The sequence below is a fragment of the Streptomyces sp. NRRL B-1347 genome, assembly GCF_000720325.1.
In the GTDB taxonomy this organism is placed as follows: Bacteria; Actinomycetota; Actinomycetes; order Streptomycetales; family Streptomycetaceae; genus Streptomyces.
In genome coordinates this window covers 65,991-85,890 of the sequence record NZ_JOJM01000004.1, presented here as the reverse complement: position 1 = coordinate 85,890, position 19,900 = coordinate 65,991, and the positions used below count along the sequence as shown (strand labels likewise).

At 71.6% G+C, this 19,900-nt stretch carries 21 protein-coding genes, 1 tRNA gene and 1 pseudogene; 12 read left to right on the top strand and 11 right to left on the bottom strand.

Going from position 1 to position 19,900, the window contains the following annotated elements; all coding sequences use genetic code 11:
• Positions 1-4: 4 nt before the first annotated feature.
• A complete protein-coding gene (locus IG74_RS0105755) occupies positions 5-304 on the bottom strand; it encodes a DUF6506 family protein (RefSeq protein WP_030670632.1) in 300 nt (99 codons plus the stop codon).
• 165 nt (positions 305-469) lie between these two features.
• A complete protein-coding gene (locus IG74_RS0105750; RefSeq protein ID WP_030670630.1) occupies positions 470-901 on the bottom strand; it encodes a hypothetical protein in 432 nt (143 codons plus the stop codon).
• Positions 902-984: 83 nt separating this feature from the next.
• On the opposite strand from IG74_RS0105750, the gene IG74_RS0105745 reads away from it, so the two are divergent.
• Positions 985-1,587: a cytochrome P450 gene (locus tag IG74_RS0105745; protein ID WP_030670628.1), complete on the top strand. Its 603-nt coding sequence runs from the start codon at positions 985-987 to the stop codon at positions 1,585-1,587.
• A 486-nt stretch (positions 1,588-2,073) separates the two neighbouring features.
• Here the strand turns inward: IG74_RS0105745 and IG74_RS0105740 are convergent, their stop codons facing one another.
• Complete coding sequence (locus IG74_RS0105740) at positions 2,074-2,931, bottom strand: NAD(P)H-binding protein (protein ID WP_030670626.1); 858 nt, start codon at positions 2,929-2,931, stop codon at positions 2,074-2,076.
• 216 nt (positions 2,932-3,147) lie between these two features.
• Here IG74_RS0105740 and IG74_RS0105735 point away from each other — a divergent pair, with 216 nt between their 5' ends.
• Positions 3,148-3,672, top strand: a complete 525-nt coding sequence (locus tag IG74_RS0105735; protein WP_030670625.1) for an ATP-binding protein — start codon at positions 3,148-3,150, stop codon at positions 3,670-3,672.
• A 37-nt stretch (positions 3,673-3,709) separates the two neighbouring features.
• Here the strand turns inward: IG74_RS0105735 and IG74_RS0105730 are convergent, their stop codons facing one another.
• Positions 3,710-4,063, bottom strand: coding sequence for a zinc ribbon domain-containing protein YjdM (locus IG74_RS0105730; protein WP_030670623.1), 354 nt, complete (start codon positions 4,061-4,063; stop codon positions 3,710-3,712).
• Positions 4,064-4,316: 253 nt separating this feature from the next.
• On the opposite strand from IG74_RS0105730, the gene IG74_RS0105725 reads away from it, so the two are divergent.
• The 6 genes from IG74_RS0105725 (at position 4,317) to IG74_RS0105700 (ending at position 8,438) form a co-directional block, all read left to right on the top strand.
• Positions 4,317-4,658: an ArsR/SmtB family transcription factor gene (locus IG74_RS0105725; RefSeq protein ID WP_030670620.1), complete on the top strand. Its 342-nt coding sequence runs from the start codon at positions 4,317-4,319 to the stop codon at positions 4,656-4,658.
• Between the two features lie 68 nt (positions 4,659-4,726).
• Complete coding sequence (locus IG74_RS0105720) at positions 4,727-6,388, top strand: SulP family inorganic anion transporter (RefSeq protein WP_199818790.1); 1,662 nt, start codon at positions 4,727-4,729, stop codon at positions 6,386-6,388.
• A complete protein-coding gene (locus tag IG74_RS0105715; protein WP_030670610.1) occupies positions 6,385-6,798 on the top strand; it encodes a pyridoxamine 5'-phosphate oxidase family protein in 414 nt (137 codons plus the stop codon). The genes IG74_RS0105720 and IG74_RS0105715 overlap by 4 nt, the downstream gene beginning before the upstream one ends.
• Complete coding sequence (locus IG74_RS0105710) at positions 6,798-7,217, top strand: ATP-binding protein (RefSeq protein WP_107058882.1); 420 nt, start codon at positions 6,798-6,800, stop codon at positions 7,215-7,217. The genes IG74_RS0105715 and IG74_RS0105710 overlap by 1 nt, the downstream gene beginning before the upstream one ends.
• A 55-nt stretch (positions 7,218-7,272) precedes the next feature.
• Positions 7,273-7,680 carry an STAS domain-containing protein gene (locus IG74_RS0105705; RefSeq protein WP_030670603.1) on the top strand — a complete coding sequence of 136 codons (408 nt, stop codon included), beginning with the start codon at positions 7,273-7,275 and terminating at the stop codon, positions 7,678-7,680.
• 407 nt (positions 7,681-8,087) lie between these two features.
• Positions 8,088-8,438 (top strand): ArsR/SmtB family transcription factor, encoded by a 351-nt coding sequence (locus IG74_RS0105700; RefSeq protein ID WP_030670601.1) that lies wholly within the window; start codon positions 8,088-8,090, stop codon positions 8,436-8,438.
• A 187-nt stretch (positions 8,439-8,625) separates the two neighbouring features.
• Here the strand turns inward: IG74_RS0105700 and IG74_RS0105695 are convergent, their stop codons facing one another.
• The 5 genes and pseudogenes from IG74_RS0105695 to IG74_RS0105680 form a co-directional block, all read right to left on the bottom strand.
• Positions 8,626-9,006, bottom strand: coding sequence for an ArsR/SmtB family transcription factor (locus IG74_RS0105695; RefSeq protein WP_234334232.1), 381 nt, complete (start codon positions 9,004-9,006; stop codon positions 8,626-8,628).
• Between the two features lie 229 nt (positions 9,007-9,235).
• A pseudogene (locus IG74_RS50840) lies at positions 9,236-9,316 on the bottom strand (amidase family protein); the annotation flags it as partial.
• A gap of 58 nt (positions 9,317-9,374) precedes the next feature.
• Positions 9,375-10,418, bottom strand: a complete 1,044-nt coding sequence (locus IG74_RS0105690; protein WP_030670597.1) for an ABC transporter ATP-binding protein — start codon at positions 10,416-10,418, stop codon at positions 9,375-9,377.
• Positions 10,415-11,953: an ABC transporter permease gene (locus IG74_RS0105685; protein ID WP_030670595.1), complete on the bottom strand. Its 1,539-nt coding sequence runs from the start codon at positions 11,951-11,953 to the stop codon at positions 10,415-10,417. Before IG74_RS0105685 ends, IG74_RS0105690 begins: the two co-directional genes overlap by 4 nt.
• A 6-nt stretch (positions 11,954-11,959) precedes the next feature.
• Positions 11,960-13,006, bottom strand: a complete 1,047-nt coding sequence (locus IG74_RS0105680; RefSeq protein ID WP_030670593.1) for an iron ABC transporter substrate-binding protein — start codon at positions 13,004-13,006, stop codon at positions 11,960-11,962.
• A 312-nt stretch (positions 13,007-13,318) separates the two neighbouring features.
• On the opposite strand from IG74_RS0105680, the gene IG74_RS0105675 reads away from it, so the two are divergent.
• The 4 genes from IG74_RS0105675 to IG74_RS0105665 all read left to right on the top strand — a co-directional run bounded on the left by IG74_RS0105675 (position 13,319) and on the right by IG74_RS0105665 (position 18,300).
• Entirely contained in the window at positions 13,319-15,913 is a 2,595-nt protein-coding gene (locus IG74_RS0105675) for an AMP-binding protein (RefSeq protein WP_030670590.1), read from the top strand.
• A 110-nt stretch (positions 15,914-16,023) separates the two neighbouring features.
• A tRNA-Arg gene (locus tag IG74_RS51945) sits at positions 16,024-16,114 on the top strand.
• Positions 16,115-16,207: 93 nt separating this feature from the next.
• Positions 16,208-17,146, top strand: a complete 939-nt coding sequence (locus IG74_RS0105670) for a diacylglycerol/lipid kinase family protein (protein WP_030670588.1) — start codon at positions 16,208-16,210, stop codon at positions 17,144-17,146.
• Positions 17,147-17,184: 38 nt separating this feature from the next.
• Positions 17,185-18,300, top strand: a complete 1,116-nt coding sequence (locus IG74_RS0105665; protein ID WP_051854597.1) for a ferritin-like domain-containing protein — start codon at positions 17,185-17,187, stop codon at positions 18,298-18,300.
• Between the two features lie 104 nt (positions 18,301-18,404).
• On the opposite strand, the gene IG74_RS0105660 is transcribed toward IG74_RS0105665, so the two are convergent.
• Together IG74_RS0105660 and IG74_RS0105655 are read right to left on the bottom strand one after the other, a co-directional pair.
• Complete coding sequence (locus IG74_RS0105660; protein ID WP_030670583.1) at positions 18,405-19,643, bottom strand: beta-ketoacyl-[acyl-carrier-protein] synthase family protein; 1,239 nt, start codon at positions 19,641-19,643, stop codon at positions 18,405-18,407.
• Entirely contained in the window at positions 19,640-19,882 is a 243-nt protein-coding gene (locus tag IG74_RS0105655; protein WP_030670581.1) for an acyl carrier protein, read from the bottom strand. The genes IG74_RS0105660 and IG74_RS0105655 overlap by 4 nt, the downstream gene beginning before the upstream one ends.
• Positions 19,883-19,900: the final 18 nt, after the last annotated feature.

Genomic DNA, 19,900 nt, shown 5'->3' with positions numbered 1-19,900 from the left:
CCCGTCACGAGAAGATCGCGTGCACCTGATCGACCGCTTCGGGTCCGTAGCCAACCGTGCCCACGGGGACTGCCCCGTTGATCGCCTCGATCACACGCCCGGCCCATACCGGCCCGAATCCCCCGCACAGTTCAATCAGTTGCACACCCTCGTCCACCAGGCGGCGCGCGGCCTCGATGCCCTCCTCGGGCTTCTCCACCCCGACGAACACACTGCGGCACGTACCCGTGTCCACGACGCTGACGTCGCCACCTGCCGCGCTGCCGTCCGCCGTGTAGATGAACCCCCAGTGTGTGAGCGCCATACGTATCGACCTCCTGTGATCGTCAGAGCCACCAGCCAAGCAGAGCCAGGGCCAGAATGGCCTGAAACGGAGACAAGCCGTGAGTGATCTACGCCGCACTCCGGATGCCCGCACCGTCCGAGTACAGCAACACGGCCCGCTGACGCTTGATCCGCCGGACAGCTCCTAGAGCTCGTAGTCCTGGGCCAGCTCCTCCCAGCGAATGCTGCCCAGCACAAGGTCGGCGTCCTCGCCCGACGGGACGTCCAAGCCGGTCTGGAACCAGACCACGGTGAGAGCGGAACGGTGCAGCACCGGGTCCAGTTCAGAGGCGACCACTGCCGAGCGGAAGGCGCCGATGCAGGCCACGGGCGGCAGCACCTCAACGGGGCCGAAGGCGCCGGCAGTCTGGTCCGGGTACTCGCGGGAGGGGAAAACCAGATGGACCGGCGTGGCGGGAAACGCACGTTCAGCCTGCCGCTGGAGGCTCCTGACCTTCATGTCATTGAGGGGCTTGCACGGGTAGCCCTCCAGCATCCCCGCATAGGTCGAAGACATTCGCAGCTCGGTGAGCTCGAGCGAACGTCCGGACGAGAGGGCTATGTGACTCAATGACATGCCGACACCCTATGTACAAGATCTACTTTCGATGCACGGCCTAGGTACTCGCCCCCAAGCGGAGCGCGGAGTGCTCGGAGCTGGTGTTCACCGTCAACCACGCCCTATACGACGGCTGGTCGCTCGCGCACCTCATGCGGGACCTGGTCCTCCAGTACGAGGCCGAGGGCGACGCCTCCGCGCTGCCGCACGTGCGCTCCTACCGCGACTTTGATCCCGCTCGACGTGGCGACCGCCCGCGCCCTGTCCGACCGGGCGCGCGAGCTGGGCATCACTTCGGCACCACCGTCACCGGCCGTCCGCCGGAACTCACGGGAGCCGACGACATGGTCGGCCTGTTCATCAGCAGCCTGCCAGTGCGCGTGCGGTACTCCGCGCGCGAGCCCCTGGCGCAGGTGCTCACTCGGCTCCAGAAGCACGTCAACCACGACCCGAAGCAGTTCAGTGACCCGCAGAGGCTCGACGTCGCCCGCGACCTCGGCCCCGGCGTCCGCCACCTGGCCTTCGGCAGCGGCTCGCACTACTGCACCGGCGCAGGTCTCGCCGAGCTCGAGACGGAGATCGTCATCGACACGTTCCTGCTCAAGAACCAGAGGCTGGAGCTGGCGGTCGAGCCCGATCAGTTCCAGTACTTCGACCTGCCGGGCAAGGGCACCTTGCTCAGCTGCCTGCCGGTGCGCTTCTGACATCACCGACGTCTCGAACGCCCACGGGCAGCGAGGCCGTCCTGACTCCGCACCAGGGGTCCGGACGGCCTCGTCGCCGCCTCGACGCTCCTTGCCCCACGGGTCCCCTGCCGAGGTCACCTGTGTCACGAGGAACTTCGCGAGCTGGGTCGCACCCTGTTGTGCGGCCCCGAGCAGGTCGAGCATCTCGGGCGTCACGAACTCGTCCGACGGGCAGGCGCCCGCTGCGCGTGGAACCTGGCGAGTGCGTCACCGAGCCGCCGTGGGTCGGATCGGCGTCGGTGAACGATGCGGGGATCGTGCACGGGCGGAACGGCCCCGGCTCCCGAGACGGCCTCCCGGCCTGCACGGTTCCACCGCTTGCGGGCTTCCCTGAGCAGAGGGCCCGGCCCCGGCGTCCAGCGTGCGGGCGACGGAGCCGGGACCCGACGCTTCGGCTGGTTGCGCCGGTTACGCCGGTTACGCCCACGGGTATGAGCGCCTCTCTCAACGGAAGTCCGCCGCGTGGTCCACCGCCCACTCCCGGAAGGACCGGGCCGGGGTGCCCGTGATGCGCTCCACCTCGTCGTTGACCGGCTCCGGATGGTCGATCATCTTCGCCTGCGCCGGCAACACGGCCTCCACCAGCTCCGCCGGGTAGCCCGCGGCCTTCATCTGCTCCACGGCCTCCTCCAGCGTGACCTCGTCAAACCGTACCGGCCGCCCGATCGCCTCCCCGATCAGCGCCACCTGCCGTTCCTGGGTGACCAGTTCCGGACCGGTGATCACAGGGCGGGCACCGAGCAGGGCATCGGTCGTCAGCGCCTGGACGGCGACCGCGGCCATGTCCGCCTCGTGGATCAGCGGACGGGCAAGCCCCGCCAGCGGCGCCCGCACCGCACCGGTGGCACGGACCTCCTGCGCCCAGCCCAGCGTGTTGCCCGCGAACCCGGTGGGCCGCAGCGCCGTCCACTCCAGCCCCGATGCCTCGACCAGCCGCTCCAGCTCCGTGTGGAACATGGTGATCGCCTCACCCGCCTCCTCCTTCCCGCCCCCGTCCTGAACCCCGGCGGACGACAGGTACACCACCCGCCGAGCATGCTTCCCGATCACGTCGATCACGTCCGACGCACCGTCAGCGCTCAGGAACGGCCACACCAGGAAGACCGCATCGACACCCTCCAGAGCCGCACCCAGCGACGCGGGATCACCGAGATCGCCACGCACCGCCTGCACACCCTCCGGGAACTCCGCCTCCCCACGCACCAGCGCCCGCACCGGCACCCCCGCCGCACGCAACTGGGCCACCACCGCACCGCCGACCTTCCCCGTCGCGCCGGTCACCAGGATCCTGGGCTGTGTCATCGCAAACTCCTCGTCTCGCCGTTCGATGACACGACTCTCATACATCAACCAAGGTTCAGGTCAAACCCCAGCCGGAGGGGCCCGCAGATGCCGCTCCAACCAGCGATCTGCCCGCGGCAGCGGACCGTAGATCCCCCGCGTGACGGCCGAACGCCACAGCCACCGGATTTTCCGCTCCGCCTGTCCTGGGGCCCGCACGACGCTAGCGTCAAGCCCATGATCGTATGGCTCAACGGCACCCACGGCGCAGGCAAGACGACGACCGGCGCGCTCGTGCAGCAACTGATCCCGGACTCCCGCGTGTTCGACGCCGAGAAAGTCGGCGAGACACTCATGGACATCAAGCCAGGGCTGCCCGCGACGGACAACTTCCAGCACTGGCCGCCGTGGCGGCCGCTCGTGGTCGAGACCGCCCGACGCGTCCTCGACTACACCGGCGGCACCCTGGTGATGCCCATGACGGTCCTGGTCGAGCAGTACTGGCGCGAGATCAGCTCAGGCTTTGCCCAGCACGCCATTCCGGTGCGCCACTTCGTGCTCCATGCCGACCAGGACACCCTTCGCGGGCGCATCGCGGGCGACATGGTGCTCGGCCCCAACTCCCCGTTCCGCCTCCAATACCTGGAGCCCTACGCCGAGGCGGCCCGCACGTGGCTGCACGCCGAGGCCGAGGTCGTGGACACCACGCACCTCGCACCCGCCCAGGCCGCCCAGCAGATCGCAGAGGCCGTCAAGGGGTGAGAGCACCGCTTCCCCGCGCCGGAACGCCCGGCCCGGGTCAGGCCTTCTTGACCACGCTGGACTTGAGTTGCATCGAGCCGAATCCGTCGATCTTGCAGTCGATGTCGTGGCCGTCCACGCCGTCGACGAGGCGGATGTTCCGCACCTTGGTGCCCGCCTTGATGCCGGCGGGACTGCCCTTGACCTTCAGGGCCTTGACCACCGTGACCGTGTCGCCGTCGGCGAGCACGTTCCCGACCGCGTCCCTGATCGCCGTGTCCGCGGCGGTCTGCGCCGGTTCGGCGGACGCGGGTGACCATTCGTGCCCGCATTCGGGGCAGACCAGGAGCGCGCCCATCTCGTAGGTGTACGCGCTGGAACAGGTGGGGCAGGGCGGCAGGTTCTCGGACATCGGCGCGGTCCTTTTCAGCTGGGGAGCCGCGCTCGATCGGCCGAGACGGGCACTGATGCCGCGACCTCGGCCTCGTCGTCGGACCGCTCCGGCGGTCGTGGCGCTGCTCTGGTGGATCTTGGGGTTGCCCGGCCAGGATAGACCGACTAGCTGAATTGCGAAATTTTGCAATTCGTTAGATGGTGTGGTGGCCGTGCCCACAGGTAGCCGTGGGCACGGCTTCGCCGCTTGGGGAGTTCCAGGGAGAGGGTTCGTGTCCGTTCCGCTGTATCAGGCCAAGGCCGAGTTCTTCCGGATGCTCGGTCATCCCGTACGGATACGGGTGCTGGAGTTGCTGCAGGACGGGCCGATGCCCGTGCGTGACCTGCTGGCCGCGATAGAGGTGGAGCCGTCGACGCTGTCGCAGCAGCTGGCGGTGTTGCGCCGCTCGGGAATCGTGAGCTCCCAGCGCGAGGGTTCGACGGTGGTGTACGCCCTGTCCGGCGGGGATGTCGCCGAGCTGCTGCGGGCCGCGCGCCGGATCCTGACGCAGCTGCTGGCCGGGCGGCACGACCTGCTGGAGGAGTTGCGGGAAGCCGAGGTCGCCGCTCGGTGAGCGCTCCGCTGACCAAGGTCCGGGTACTGGTCCGCTCGCTTCTGCCCGCGCGCGCGGATGTCGCCGAGATGGGCCGCAGCCCGCGCCGGGACCTGCTCGCAGGCCTGACGGTGGCGATCGTGGCGCTGCCGCTCGCCCTCGGTTTCGGGGTCTCCTCCGGGCTCGGCGCGCAGGCGGGGCTCGCCACCGCGGTGGTCGCCGGTGCGCTGGCCGCGCTGTTCGGCGGCTCGCGGCTGCAGGTGTCCGGGCCGACCGGGGCGATGACCGTGGTCCTGGTGCCGATCGCCGCCCAGCACGGGCCCGGCGGAGTCCTCACCGTCGGGCTGCTCGCGGGCGTGATGCTGGTGGCCCTCGCGCTCCTGCGGGCCGGCAAGTACATGCGGTACGTACCCGCGCCGGTAGTGGAGGGCTTCACACTCGGTATCGCGTGCGTGATCGGCCTGCAGCAGATCCCTAACGCGCTGGGGGTGCCCGCACCGGAGGGCGACCGGGTCCTGATGGTGACCTGGCGAGCGCTTGAGGCGTTCGCCAAGGCACCGAACTGGACGGCCGTCGCCCTTGCCGCAGCGGTGGCCGTGGTCATGCTGGCCGGGGCGCGGCTGCGGCCCGCCATCCCCTTCTCGATCGTCGCCGTTCTCGCCGCGACGCTGGTCGCGCAGCTCTTCCATCTGGAGGGGGCCAGGCCCATCGGGGAGCTGCCCTCCGCTCTGCCCGCCCCGTCGCTGGGCTTCCTCGATGCGTCGGCGCTCGGCTCCCTGCTCGCGCCCGCGATCGCGGTCGCCGCCCTGGCCGCGCTGGAGTCCTTGCTGTCCGCCTCGGTCGCCGACGGCATGACGGCGGGCTCCCGGCACGACCCGGACAAGGAGCTGTTCGGGCAGGGCCTTGCCAACATGGCCGCCCCGCTGTTCGGCGGCGTGCCCGCGACCGGTGCCATCGCCCGGACCGCGGTCAATGTCCGCAGCGGCGCCTCCTCGCGCCTGGCCGCACTCACCCATGCCGCCGTCCTCGCCGTGATCGTGTTCGCCGCCGCCCCGCTGGTGTCGAAGATCCCGCTCGCGGCACTGGCCGGAGTGCTGATCGCAACCGCCCTGCGCATGGTCGACGTCGCCTCGCTGAAGGCGATGGCGAAGGCGACCCGCTCCGATGCGCTGACCCTCGTCCTGACCGCCGCCGCCACGCTCGCACTCGACCTGGTGTACGCGGTCGTCATCGGCCTCGCCGTCGCCGGCGTCCTCGCGCTGCGTGCCGTGGCCCGCCAGGCCCGCATGGACGCCGTGCCGCTGGAGCGGGCGGAGCACAGTGCCGAGGAGCACACGCTGCTGGCCGAGCACATCGTCGCCTATCGCATCGACGGGCCGCTGTTCTTCGCCGCCGCCCACCACTTGCTGCACGACCTGCACCAGGCGGCCGACGTACGCGTGGTCATCCTGCACATGTCGAGAGTGTCCACCATGGACGCCACCGGCGCGCTCGCGCTCAAGGACGCGGTACGGACGCTGAACCGGCGCGGCATCACCGTGTTGGCCTGCGGGATCCGCTCCGAGCACCGGCAGGTCCTGAAGGCGGTCGGTGCCCTGGACCTGCTGCGGCCCGAGGGCCATGAGTACGCCACCGCCCACGAGGCCCTCGCCGGTGCCCGCACCCGCCTGCAGCGCGCCGGGGTGCTGCCCGCCGTCCCCGTCCAGAACGCCCGCCCCGACCGCTCCACTCGTGAGGGATCCGTCCGATGAGCACAGCTCCCGCCCCGCGCCGTCTGGTCGAGGTCTCCGGCGCCGAGGCCCTCTACTTGCTGGAGGGCAGCCGCACCGGCCGCCTCGTCTACGTGCGCGACGGCGCCCCCGTCCTGCGTCCGGCGGCTCATGTGCTGGAGTACGGCCGCCTGGTCGTCCGCACGCCCGTGCCGCGACCGGCGCTGCCCGCCGGTGCCACGGTGACGTACCACGTGGACGAGATCCGCACCGCGATCGGCACCGGCTGGAGCATGAGCGCCAGCGGCCCCGTGGAGTACGTCTCCGATCCCGACGAGCTGGCCCACTACCGGCGCACCCTGCCCGGCTGGACGCACGGCCCGCACGACTCGCTCCTGCGCCTCAACCCGCAGACGGTGAGCGGGTTCCGGCTCGCCCGCGCGGAGGCGTGATGACCCTGGCGATGCTGCCCCACCGGCACGTGCTGACCCTGCCGACGGTTCCGTCCGCGGTGCGTGTGGCCCGGGAGACGGCCGAGCAGGTCCTGGTCGAGTGGGGCATCAGCCGCCGCCACCCGGCCGTCGACCCAGCCCTGCTCATCCTCAGCGAACTCGTCGCCAACGCGGTGCGGCACGCCGCCGTGGCCTCGCCCCACGTCACCGTCATCTACGCGGCCGCCAAGGACACCTTCGCCTTCGCCGTCCACGACCGTCACCCCTATCAGCCCGCCCTCCACGGCGCGCTCACCGGCAACCGGAGCAGCGGCCTGGCCACCGTCGTCGAACTCACCCTCGCCCTGGCGGGCACAGCAGTCGTACGCCAGGACGCCGACGCAGGCGGCAAGAGCATCTGGATCACCCTGCCCCTGTGATCCGTACCCGTCACCCGCACCCGCGGCAGCGCACGAAAGGCAGTTGACGACGACCATGACCATCGAGTGGCGCTACACCATCGAGCCGGACCTCGGCATCCTGTCCGTCGCAGGCCACCTCGGGCAGGACGCCGCACACCGTTTCACCGGCGCGGTCGGCTGGGTGCTGGCCCGCGGCACGGGACCGGTCATCGTCGACTGCACCGAACTGCGCGGCTGGTCCGTCCAGGGCCAGCTCGCCCTGGCCGAGGCGGCCCGTCGCCTCGCCGCGCACGGGCGCCGACTGGAACTGGCGGCCATCCCCGCCGACGGCTCCCTGGTCCCGGTCGGCGACTGCCCGCCCATCCCCGTCCACGGCGACCTGACCGCCGCGCTCGCCGCGCACCAAACGAAGCGGCAGTCGGTGATCGACGGACCGGAGGGGCCGCGGCAGGAGTGGCGCACCGGCGGCTGGTCCGGCTGAGCACGGGCAGCGAACCGGGCCGGACGACTGCCCGGCAGCATCCCGCATGGCCTCCCTCCTCCATCAGCTGTGGCGAGCCGACGGCCATGTCCCAGGAACCGTTGGCAGCGAGCTGCTGGTGTCCGCAACACCCGTCCGGTCCGAGGGCTGCCCGAAGGCACTCGCGGCAGGAGCCGGGGCGTTTGAGTACGTTCTGTTCGCGCTGTGCGTCCTCGGGATCCGAAAGGATCCCGCTTCCCCCAGCCTTCCGACTTGCTAATGTTGGCAATTCCTGAGGTCATCACCCTGGCGGTCAGGGGCCAGGATGGTCCCATGCTGATGATTTTGGGGCGGAAGCGATGCGCGGAGCACTCACGGCGACGGCCCGGCCAGCCGGCCGTCGGCGGGCAGAACGGGAGGCCGGTTCGATGAGCAGGCCGCTGTATCAACTCAAGGCCGAGTTCTTCAAGACACTCGGGCACCCCGTGCGGATCAGGGTGCTCGAGCTGCTGAGCATGCGCGAGCACGCGGTCGCGGAGATGCTGCCGGAGGTGGGCGTCGAGCCCGCGCACCTCTCCCAGCAGCTGGCCGTCCTGCGGCGCGCGAATCTGGTCGTGACCCGCAAGGAGGGCTCGACCGTCTACTACTCGCTGACGAGCCCGCACGTCGCGGAGCTGCTGAGGGTGGCACGCACCATCCTGTCGGGGGTGCTGGCCAGCCAGGCCGGGCTCCTCGCCGACCTGCAGACCGCCGCAGCGGAAACGAAACCGCCGTCGTAGCCGACCCTTTGACCGGCGGCCGCCCGGCGTGATGGCCAGCGCGCTGATGCCACACGGCGGCCGCCTTCCGTCACGACCGACGGCCGGTTCCGCGCAACCCCACCGCCGTAGGTGGTGGCCAGCTCGGCCACCATGGCGAGCCCTCCGTCCTACCCCTTGCACCACGAGAGAAACCGGCCCGAGCCAGTCACGAGGCCGCCTCCGGCCTGCTCCGTTCCGACTGGTGCGTCTGCTCCGACAGCTCGCTGCGGCCCGACAGCCGTACGGACGAGACGCGGCGCGCCACCGCGAGCAGCTCTGCCACATCCCCGCCCGCCACCTCGTACACCGCTGTCGCCCCGCTGCGGCTCACCGTGACGACCCCGCCGCCGAGCAACACCGCCAGTTGCTGCGACAACTCCGAAGGCTCGATCTCCAGGTCGAGAGCGGTCAAGAGCTCCCGCACCGGTATGGGCCCGCTCTGGAGCGCCTCCAGCACGCGGATGCGCACCGGGTGCCCCAGCACGTGGAACAACTCGGCCTGCGCCTCGTACAGCGAAGCACGAGTGCAACGAACCTGCTCCCGCACCTCTTCAGCGAACGCGTTCAGACCGGACCACCCCCTCCAGGACTTACCAGACAAGGAAACTAACCAATTGCAGACTTCTGCAAGTCCACGCAATGGTATCTCCTGCGGTCACCACGGCGATGAACTGCAGCCTTCCAACCAGGGGACACCTGGCCGAGGTTGTCCACCCTGAGGCACGGGGGCGGTGGCGGCCGACTGCGCTCACGCCGTCAGCGTTCGGGCCAGGCCGTGCCGCGGCGGACCCTCCGGACGAACCGCCAGGTCCGCGGGTCAGGTCCCACGGATTGTTCGTGGTCCCGTAGACCTCGTCGTAGGTCTGCCAGTCGCCCGACTCGGTCGTCCACGGCCGTCAAGCTCGGCATCCGCGGCTACGGGTGAAAGCTGGCCCGGCCCGCCACGCGGATGCCCGTTTCCTGCCCCGGGCGGATGCGCAGGGGGCCCGTGACCCGGATGCGGACCGGGGCGGCGTGGCCCTCGATGGTCACGGTGAGCAGGGCGTCGTGGCCGTAGTAGGCGACGTCGGTCACCGTGCCCCTGGCCGAGCCGTCGGCGTCCGCGTCGGTCAGCAGGAGTTGTTCCGGGCGGAGCAGGACCTTGCCGGTGCGGAGGCCGTCGGCGGGGGCGGCCAGGGGCACGGCGCCCAGGGCGGTCCGGGCCATGCCGTCGCCGTCGGCGGTGCCGGGGAGCAGGACGGCGTCGCCGACGAAGGAGGCGATCCAGGGATCCGCGGGGAACCGGTAGAGATCCTGCGGGGCGGCGCACTGGGCGACCCTGCCGTCCCGTACGACGGCGACGAGGTCGGCGGTGGACAGGGCCTCCTGCTGGTCGTGGGTGACGAGGACCGCCGTGGCCCCGGTCGCCCGCAGCGTGGCCCGCACGTCCGAGCGCACTCCGGCCCGCAGCCCGCTGTCCAGCGCGTTGAACGGCTCGTCGAGCAGGACGAGTCGGGGCCGCGGGGCGAGCGCGCGGGCGAGGGCGACGCGTTGTTGCTGGCCGCCGGACAGCTCGTGCGGCATGCGGCCGCCGTAACCGGCGAGGCCGACCAGGTCGAGCGTCTCCTCGGTGACGCGTCGCCGTTCGGCCCGGTGGGCGCCGGTGAGTCCGAAGGCGACGTTGCGGGCCACGCTCAGGTGCGGGAAGAGGGCGCCTTCCTGGGGCACGATGCCGACGCGGCGCCGCTCCGGCGGGAGGTGGGTGCCAGGCCCGTTCAGGAGCCGGTCGCCGAGCCGGACGGCGCCCGCGTCGGCGCGCAGGAATCCGGCGACGACCCGCAGCAGGGTGGTCTTGCCGCAGCCGGAGGGGCCGAGGACCGCCGTCAACGCGCCTGCGGGGACGGTGAGTTCGAGGCCTCGCAGGACCGGCTCCCCGGCTCCGTAGGACTTGGTGAGCCCTTCGACGCGCAGTTCGTTCATGTCCGGTGCCTGCCCAGGAGGTAGGAGGGGACGGCGGCCAGGAGGATCAGCGCGGCAGCGTAGGGGGCGGCGGCCGCGAAGGATCCGGCGCTGGTCTCGGTCCACAGCCGGGTGGCGAGCGTGTCCATTCCGGTGGGCCGCAGGAGGAGGGTGGCGGGCAGTTCCTTCATGCAGACCACGAAGGTGAGTGCCGCCCCGGCGGCCACACCGGGCGCGGCCAGCGGCACGGTGACCTCGCGCAGCACCTGCCACGGCCGTCGCCCCAGCGAGCGGGCCACGTCCTCCAGGGCGGGTGGCGCCTGGAGCACGGCCGCGCGCGTGGCGGCCACCGCGATCGGCAGGAACAGTACGGCGTAGGCGCCTACCAGCAGCGGGAGTTGCTGGTACAGCGGGTACGCGTAGCGGACGGCGAAGAACACCAGGGCGAGCGCCACCGTGATGCCGGGCAGCGCGTGCCCCGCGTACGCGGCCTGCTCAAGGAGCCGGGCGCCGCGGCCCCGGCGCCGGGCGGCGATCACCCCGACGGGCAGGGCGAGGGCCGTGGTGAGGCCGGCACCGGCCGCCGCGGCCCCGAGGGTGGCCCAGGCCGTCTCCGCGAGTCCGCCGAGGTCCCAGGTGGCCGAGCTGCCCGCGGCGAGCCAGTACCCGAGGGTGCCCAGGGGGAAGGCGACGGCTACGGTCACCACCGCCCCGCACCACAGCAGGGCGAGCGGCCGCCAACGGCCGAGGGGGGTCCGGTCGGCCGGGCGGGCGGTGCCCGTGCCGGTCCTGGCGTGCCCGGCGCGTCCTCGGGTGCGGGCCTCGGCGGCCACCAGCGCGATCGTCATCACGACGAGGACCAGGCTGAGGGCGGCGGCCGGGGTCCGGTCGAAGGAGGCGCGGTAGGAGGTGTGGATGGCCCGGGTGAAGGTGTCGTACCGCATGAGGGACACCGCGCCGAAGTCGGAGAGCACGTACAGGGCGACGAGCAGCGCCCCGCCCGTGGCCGCCGGTCGCAGCTGCGGGAGCGTGACCCTGGCGAACGTCCGCAGCGGCCCGTGCCCGAGGGAGCGTGCGGCCTCCTCCTGCGCGGGGTCGATGCCCCGCAGCGCGGCGGCGACCGGCAGTGTGACGTAGGGGAAGCTGACCAGTGTCAGGGCGAGTGCGGCGCCGCCGAACCCGGCGAGGTCCGGCTCGGCCGACAGCCAGGCGAAGGCGGCGACGTAGCTGGGCACGGCCAGGGGCAGCGCGGCGAGGACCGACCAGGCACGGGCTCCGGGCAGTGCGGCGCGCACGGTCAGCCAGGCCAGCGAGACGCCGAGGACCAGGCAGGCCGCCACGACCACGGCGGTCAGGCCGAGGCTGCGGGAGAGCAGTTCCAGGGTGCGTTCGTCGGCGATGACGTCCCAGGCGAAGGCCGGGCCGCGTTCCAAGGCGCGGACGGCGAGGTAGCCGAGGGGCAACAGGGCGAACAGGGCGGCCACGCAGGCGGGGACGAGCAGGATCAGGGGGGCAGGGGACCGGGCCGGGCGGGAGGCGGGCGGCGGCGTGCGCACGGCGGGTCAGACCAGTCCGACGTCCTGGAGCATGGCCAGCGTCTCCTGGAGGGACTCCAGCTCGCCGAGGTCGATGTCGGGTGACTGGAGCGAATCGAACGGCGGCAGGCCCTCCACGGTGCTGGTCACGCCCGCGGCCAGCGGGTACTCCTTGGTCGTCTCGGCGAAGTAGGTCTGCGCCTCCTTCGACAGGAGGTAGTCCATGGCCTTCTGGGCGGTCGCGCTCTGGCCGCTGTCCTTGAGGATGCCCGCGCCTGCGACGTTGATCAGTGCGCCGGGGTCCTCGCCGGGCAGGAAGTGCAGCTTGGAGTCGACCTTGTCCTCACCCTTCTCGGCGACGCGCTCGTACCAGTAGTAGTGGTTGACCAGGCCGAGGGAGACCTCGCCGTCCTCGACGGCGTCCAGGGTGGCGAGGTTGTGGGCGTACGTCTTGGCGCCGTTCGCCTTCAGGTCCTCCAGCCACTCACGGGTGACGGCGTCGCCCTTCAGGACGCGCATGCCGGTGACGAAGGCCTGGAAGGAGGCGTTGGTCGGGGCGAAGCCGACCTTGTCCTGCCACTCCGGCTCGACCACGTCGAAGACGCTGTCCGGGACGTCGCCCTCGTCGACCTGGTCCGGGTTGTACGCGATGACGCGGACGCGTCCCGAGAGACCGGCCCAGTCGCCGTCGGAGCCGCGGTACGCCTCGTCGACCTTGTCGAGGGTGGCGGTGGGCAGCTTCCGCAACATGCCCTCCTTGGACAGGGCGCCCAGCGCTCCGGCGTCCTGGGAGAAGAAGAGCCCGGCCTTGGTGCGTTCGCCCTCCTCCAGGATCTGGGCGGCGAGTTCGGCGCTTTCGCCGTACCGCACCTCGACCTCGGCGCCGATGGCCTTCTCCAACTTGTCCAGAAGTGGCTTGACCAGCTTCTCGTTGCGGCCGGAGTAGATGACGAGGGAGGAGCTGCCGTTCCCCTCCCCGCTGCCCTTCCCTTCGGATCCGCACGCCACGAGGACGGACAGCAGGAGAACTGCCGTGACCAGCACGTTCGTTCGGTTGACCGAGACACGTCGCATGGCGTGCGCCTTCCTGCGGGGCTCGCCCTCACGCCCTCGCCGATCATGTAGGCGGAGAGCGATGGGCGAAGTGTGCCTGTGGCTGCCTGTGGCTTCGCGATGGCTTGATTGCGACCTTTCCAGGAATAAGGTAATGCTTGCCTAATCGTCAAGGGTTCCGCGTCGAGCGCGGACGTACCCGAGGAAAGGGCGCGCGCCGTGCTCTACCCCTCCGAATCCCACCCGGCCCCCGCCCCCGGCCCCTCATCGGCCTCAACTCCCCATGCCGCGCCTTCACTTCGCACGCCTTCGGCCGTCCCGGACTCGCCTCCGATGCGGCATGTACGGACCGGGCCGCCGCAGGGTGTGCCGTTCGCGCATGGACTCGCGGCGCACAGCGAGCACGTCGCCCTCATCACGCCTCAAGGACAGGTGTCGTACAGCGAGTTGGCCGAGAGGGTCACCGCGACCGCCGAGATCCTCGGGCCCGTACGGCGCCTTGTGCTGCTGACCGGCGCCCATCGGGCCGACGCGCTCGTCACGTATCTGGCCGCCCTGTCCGCCGGTCACCCCGTGCTGCTCGTCCCGGGCGACAGCGAGAGCACCATCCGCTCACTGACACAGGCGTACGCCCCCGACGTCGTGGCCCGCCCGGAGGCCGACGGGACGTGGACCCTCGACGAGAGGCACCGGGGCAGCACCCACGCCCTCCACCCTGACCTCGCTCTGCTCCTGAGCACCTCCGGCTCGACCGGCTCGCCCAAGCTGGTCCGGCTCTCCCACAACAACCTCCAGGCCAACGCCGAGTCCATAGCCGCCTACCTCGGCCTCGACGACACGGACCGGGCGGCCACCACGCTGCCCATGCACTACTGCTACGGCCTGTCCGTCATCCACAGCCATCTGCTGTGCGGCGCCGGGCTGATCCTCACCGAGCGGTCGGTGTCCGACGCGGCCTTCTGGGAGGAGTTCCGCGCGGGCCGCGGCACCTCGCTGGCAGGCGTGCCGTACACCTTCGACCTGCTCGACCGGGTCGGCTTCGAGCGGATGGACCTGCCGCGGCTGCGTCGCGTCACCCAGGCCGGGGGCCGCCTCGCGCCCGAACGCGTCGCCCGGTACGCCGAGTTGGGGCACCGTGCGGGCTGGCAGCTGTTCGTGATGTACGGCCAGACCGAGGCCACGGCCCGCATGGCCTACCTCCCGCCCCAGCTCGCGGCCGAGCGCCCGGAAGCCGTCGGGGTGCCGATACCCGGCGGCTCCTTCCGGCTGCGGCCGGTCGAGGGCCACGGTCAGGACGTGGGCGAACTGGTCTACTCGGGGCCGAACGTGATGCTCGGTTACGCCGAGCGCCCGGCCGACCTCGCCCTCGGCCGGGCCGTGGAGGAGCTGCTGACCGGGGACATCGCCCGGCGCGCACCCGACGGGCTGTACGAGATCGTGGGCCGCCGCAGCCGCTTCACGAAGATCCTCGGGCTGCGGATCGACCCGCAGCGCGTCGAGTCCCTGCTGGAGCGGCACGGGGTCACCGCGTACTGCGCGGGCGACGGCGAGGTCCTCGCGGTGGCCGCGCTCGCCAGCGCCGGTGAGCAGGCACGGATCCGGCGGCTCGTCGCGAAGGAGTGCGGGCTGCCGTCCCGCGCCGTACGGGTCAGGGTCCTGGATCGGCTCCCCCGGCTGGCCACGGGCAAGCCCGACTACACGGCCGTACGGCAATGGACACGCCCCGCGGAGGACGAGACACCCGCCGACCCCGCGCAGGACCTCCGCCGTCTCTACGCGGACGTCCTCGACCACACCGATGTCACGGAGGACAGCAGCTTCGTCAGTCTGGGCGGAGACTCGCTGTGCTACGTGGAGATGTCCCTGCGCCTGGAGGAAGCACTCGGCCATCTGCCCACCGACTGGCACCGGCGGCCGATCCGCGAACTGCGCGCCACGGCGGCGCCCCCGGCTGATGCAGGGGATGGGCGGGAGCCGCGCCACGACCGGCCGACTCCGGCACTCCACAGGGTGCTGAGCTCCTGGGTCACCCCAGGGTGCTGGCGAACCCGCCGCACTCTGGAAACCGGCATCGCCCTGCGCGCCGTCGGGATCGTCCTCATCGTCGGCTCACACATCCGGCTCTTCGACATCAAGGGCTTCGCCCACGTCCTCATCTGCGTCGCCGGCTACAACTTCGCCCGCTTCCAACTCACCGACGCCACGCGCCGCGAGCGCCAGCGGCACGTGTGGCGCACCATCGCCCGCATCGCGGTGCCGAGCATGGTGTGGATCTCCGGGGCGGTGCTCCTGACCGACCTCTACGACCCGGCCAACGCCGTGCTGCTCAACAGCCTGCTCGACGCGGGGAACGACCGCTTCGACTGGGCCTACTGGTTCGTGGAGGCCCTGGTCTACTTCCTCGTCGTCCTCGCCGCGCTCATGGCCGTGCCCCTCCTGGACCGGATGGAGCGGCGCTACGAGTTCGGTGTACCGCTGGCACTCACGGCCGTCGGCCTGGTGGGCCGCTACGACCTCCTGGACCTGGCATCGCTGCGCCCCCAGCTGAGCCCGACCGTGGTCTTCTGGCTGTTCACGCTCGGGTGGGCGGCCGCGCGGGCCCGCACCGCGCGGCACCGGGCGCTCCTGACAGCCGTGCTGCTGCTCACCGTGCCCGGCGTGTTCCAGGACCAGCCCCTGCGCACGACCATCGTGATCGTCGGCCTGTGCCTGCTGATCTGGGTACCGACCCTGCCCAGCCTCGGCCCCCTCAGCACCCTCGCGGGCCTCCTGGCGAGCAGTTCCCTCTACATCTACCTGACGCACTACCAGATATACCCCTGCCTCCAGGAGGACTTCCCCGTCACCGCCCTGACCGCCTCGCTCGCGGTCGGCGTGGGCTATGCGGCGGTGGTGACCCGGGTGACACGGACGGTCCGCTGGCTGTGACCGGCGTCGCCGCGCTGGGCCCACCCGGAACGCCCCCGCTGAGACCTCCGTTTCAGCGGGCTGCAAGTCGGGGGTGTCATGGTCTTCGTGTCGGCCGCGGAGGTCGGCGAGGAGAGATACCCATAGCGGCCCAATGGGGGCCGGAGTCCGTCTTCGGCCAGGGGTGCATGCCTCACGCAGGTTCGAATCCTGCTCTCTCCGCCCTCGGCGGCGCCATGCCCGCCGCTCCCCCGGGGCGCCTCCCGGCGTCGGAGCGCCCGTTCGGCCATTCCTGACTCGGACAAGGAAGCAAGCATGAGCCACTGGGCAGGCACCGCAGTGATCGTGGCGAACGACAGGGCGGGCGGGGCGGCCTCGCTTCCGGTCGGCGACGTCGCCGCCGCGTGCCGTCGGCTCGTCGCGGAGGTGAGTGTGGTCCGGACCGCGTATCCGGGGCACGCCCGCACGCTCGCCGCGAAGGCCGCGCAGGACGGCGCGGACGCCGTGCTCGCGGTCGGCGGCGACGGCACGGCGAGCGAGGTGGCGCACGGCCTCGTGACCGCGGCGGACGCCGGGCCGGGGCACGGCGGCCCGGCGCTCTTCTGCGTCCCGGCGGGTACGGGCAACTCCTTCTACAAGGAGGTGTGGCAGGACCGCTCCTGGCAGGAGTCCCTCGCTCTCGCCTTCGGCACCGCGCGGCCTCCGGTGCGGCGCCTCGACGTGGCGCGCATCGCGGAGACCCGGGAGACCGTGCTGCTCGGCGCCTGCTCCGGTCTCGTCGCCGAGGCCCTGGAGACGGCCGCGGGGCTCACCCGGCTCACCGGCCGCGCCCGCTACCAGGAGGCGGTGGCCGCCACCCTGCGGGACTTCGTACCGCACCCGGCACGCGTCGTCGTCGACGGTGAGGTGATCCACGACGGCGGCGTGGTCCTCGCCAACGTCGGCGGAGGCCGCTACCGGGGCGGCGGGTTCCTCGTCCTCCCCCACTCCGTCCTCGACGACGGCCTGCTCGACGTCTGCGTGGTCACCAGCGCCCTCGACGCCAGGGAGCTGCCCGGCCTGACCCGCGAGGGGCGCCACGTCGAACGGCCCGAAGTGCTCTACCGGCGCGGCCGCCGCATCGAGATCGCCCGCACCGACGGCGCTCCGCTGCCCTTCGAACGCGACGGCGAGGTACTGCGCGGCCACCCGCGCCTGGTCCTCGACGTCCTGCCGGGAGTGCTGCCGGTCCTCTCCCCGCCCGGGCATTCCTGACCGTCGGCCATCGTCCACACCACGTAAGGGGACTGCTCATGAGCGGTACCGCCGAAAGCCCGCACGTGGACACCAGCACCGCCTGGTCGTTCCCGATGCAGGGGCGGAACACGTTCACCTGGGAGTACGGCACGGATCGCGAGCGATTGCTGAACCTCTACCAGAAGGGCAAGGACAAGCAGTGGGACAGCACGAAGCGGATCGACTGGTCCCTGGACGTGGACCCCTATGACGTCCTCGGCACCCCGGAGAACACCCTCGCGCTGTACGGATCACGGCAGTACGCACGGCTGAACCGCAAGGAGAAGCAGGAGCTGCGACAGCACATGGCCGCCTGGGAGTTCAGCCAGTTCCTGCACGGCGAGCAGGGGGCGATGATCTGCTCCGCCCGGATCGTCGAGTCGGTGCCGGACATCGACTCCAAGTTCTACGCGGCGACGCAGGTGATGGACGAGGCGCGGCACGCGGAGCTGTTCACCCGCTTCGTCCACGACAAGATCGGGATGAGCTATCCCATCAGTCCGCACCTCAAGTCCCTGCTGGGACAGGCCCTCAACGACTCCCGCTGGGACATGCCGTACCTCGGGATGCAGGTGCTCATCGAGGGCCTCGCCCTCGCGGCCTTCGGCATTCTGCGCGACCGGACGGACAAGCCGCTGCCGAAGCAGATCCTCTCCTACGTCATGCAGGACGAGGCGCGCCACGTGGCCTTCGGCCGGCTCGCGCTGCGGGACTACTACCAGGGCCTGACCAGCCGGGAGATCGCCGACCGCGAGGACTTCGTCGTCGAGGGCTGCTATCTGATGCGTGACCGGCTGCGCATGCAGGAGGTGTGGGAGACGCTCGGCTTCGACATGAAGGAGTGCATGGAGTACATGCACCGCGGTCCGCGCATGCGGGCCTTCCGTTCGCGGCTCTTCACCCGGATCGTGCCCTGCGTCAAGGACATCGGCCTGTGGGGGCCGAAGGTCCAGCAGGCCTACGCCGCCATGGGCGTGCTGGAGATGGCGGACCGTGACCTGCTCAAGCTCATGGAGGCGGACGAGGCGCAGGCCGAGGCGCTGGACATCGAGCGCCGCGAACTCGAGGCGCGCACGCGCGAGGTCGACCACGCGATCGCCGAGGGGCGGCTGAGCACGGGCGACGAGGACTGAGCGGCGGACAGCGCTACTGCGCCGGGCCCGTCGGGTCCGGCGCAGTAGCGCTGCCGCAGGTGACTCAGTGCTGCCGCACGTGTCTCAGCGCTGCCGCAGGTGTCTCAGGCGCGGGTCAGCAGCACCACGGCGTTCTGCCCGCCGAATCCGAAGGAGTTGCTGACGGCGACCCGTACGTCGGCGGGCCGCGCGGCCTTGGTGACGACGTCCAGATCGATCTCCGGATCCTGGCTGGTGAGGTTCGCGGTCGGTGGTACGAGGCCCTTCTCCAGGGTGAGGGCGGTGACGGCCACCTCGATCGCCCCTGCGGCGCCCAGGGAGTGGCCCGTCACCCCCTTCACGGAGGTCACCGACGGCCGGTCGCCGAACATCCGCCGGATCAGGCGGGCCTCCATCAGGTCGTTGAGCGGTGTGGAGGTGCCGTGCGCGTTGACGTGGTCCACCGCGTCCGGGGTGAGCCCGGCGTCGTCGAGGGCCGCCCGCAGCGCCAGCTCCGCTCCGGCGCCGCCGGGTTCCGGCGCGGTGGCGTTGTGGGCGTCGGCCGATGCCCCGTAGCCGCTGACACGGGCGCGGACCCGGGCCCCGCGGGCCCGTGCGCTCTCCGGGCGCTCCAGGACCAGGACGGCGGCGCCCTCGGCGGGCACGAAGCCGTCCCGGTCCACATCGAACGGCCGGGACGCGGCGGTGGGTTGGTCGCGGCGTGCGGAGAGCGCGCCCATCTGCTGGAAGCCGGAGATGATCGAGGGGATGAGGCAGGCCTCGGTGCCGCCCGTGATCACCACGTCGCAGCGCCCGCCGCGCAGGAGTTCACGCGCCTGGCCGATCGCCGTGGCGCCGGAGGCGCAAGCCGTGGCGGTCACGAAGTTGGGCCCCCGGGCGCCGGTCTCGATGGCGATGTAGCCGGCCGCCATGTTGACCGCGAGCATCGGGATCAACAGGGCGGAGACCTTCTCGGCGCCGTGGTCCCGCAGGACGTGGTGCTGTCGCTCCCAGGCCGACGCCCCGCCGATGCCGCTGCCGAGCACCACGCCGACCCTGGCGCCGTCCCAGCTCGCGGGGTCGAGACCGGCGTCGGCGAGGGCTTCGGCCGCCGCCGCGAGCGCGAGCTGGCTGCTGCGGTCCAGGCGCCAGGCCTTGCGCCTGCCCACCGCGGCCACCGGGTCGAAGCCGGGTATCCAGCAGCCGAAGTCGGCGCGGATCCCGGCGAGGGCGGGCACGCTCGCCGCGGCGGTGCCGTCCGCCGCGGCGATGCGGTCCCAGGACGCGGCGGTGCCGAGACCGGCGGGGGTCACCATGCCGATGCCCGTGACCGCCGCGTCGAACCGGCCATCGGCCCAGGTCATCGCAGCGCCACCAGCTTCGCGTCCAGGACCTCGGCGGCGTCCGCCAGGGTGTTCTTGGCCTGGAGGTCGTCGTCGGTGAGGGTGACGCCGAACTCCTCCTGCACGGCGAGCGTCAGCTCCACCAGGGCCAGTGAGTCCAGTTCAAGGCCCTCGAAGGTGTCGTCGGCGGCGACCTCGCCCGGCTCGACGCCGAAGCCCTTGGCCAGCAGGCCCACAAGACGGTCGTACGTGCTGCTCATGTCGTGCTCCTCAACGGA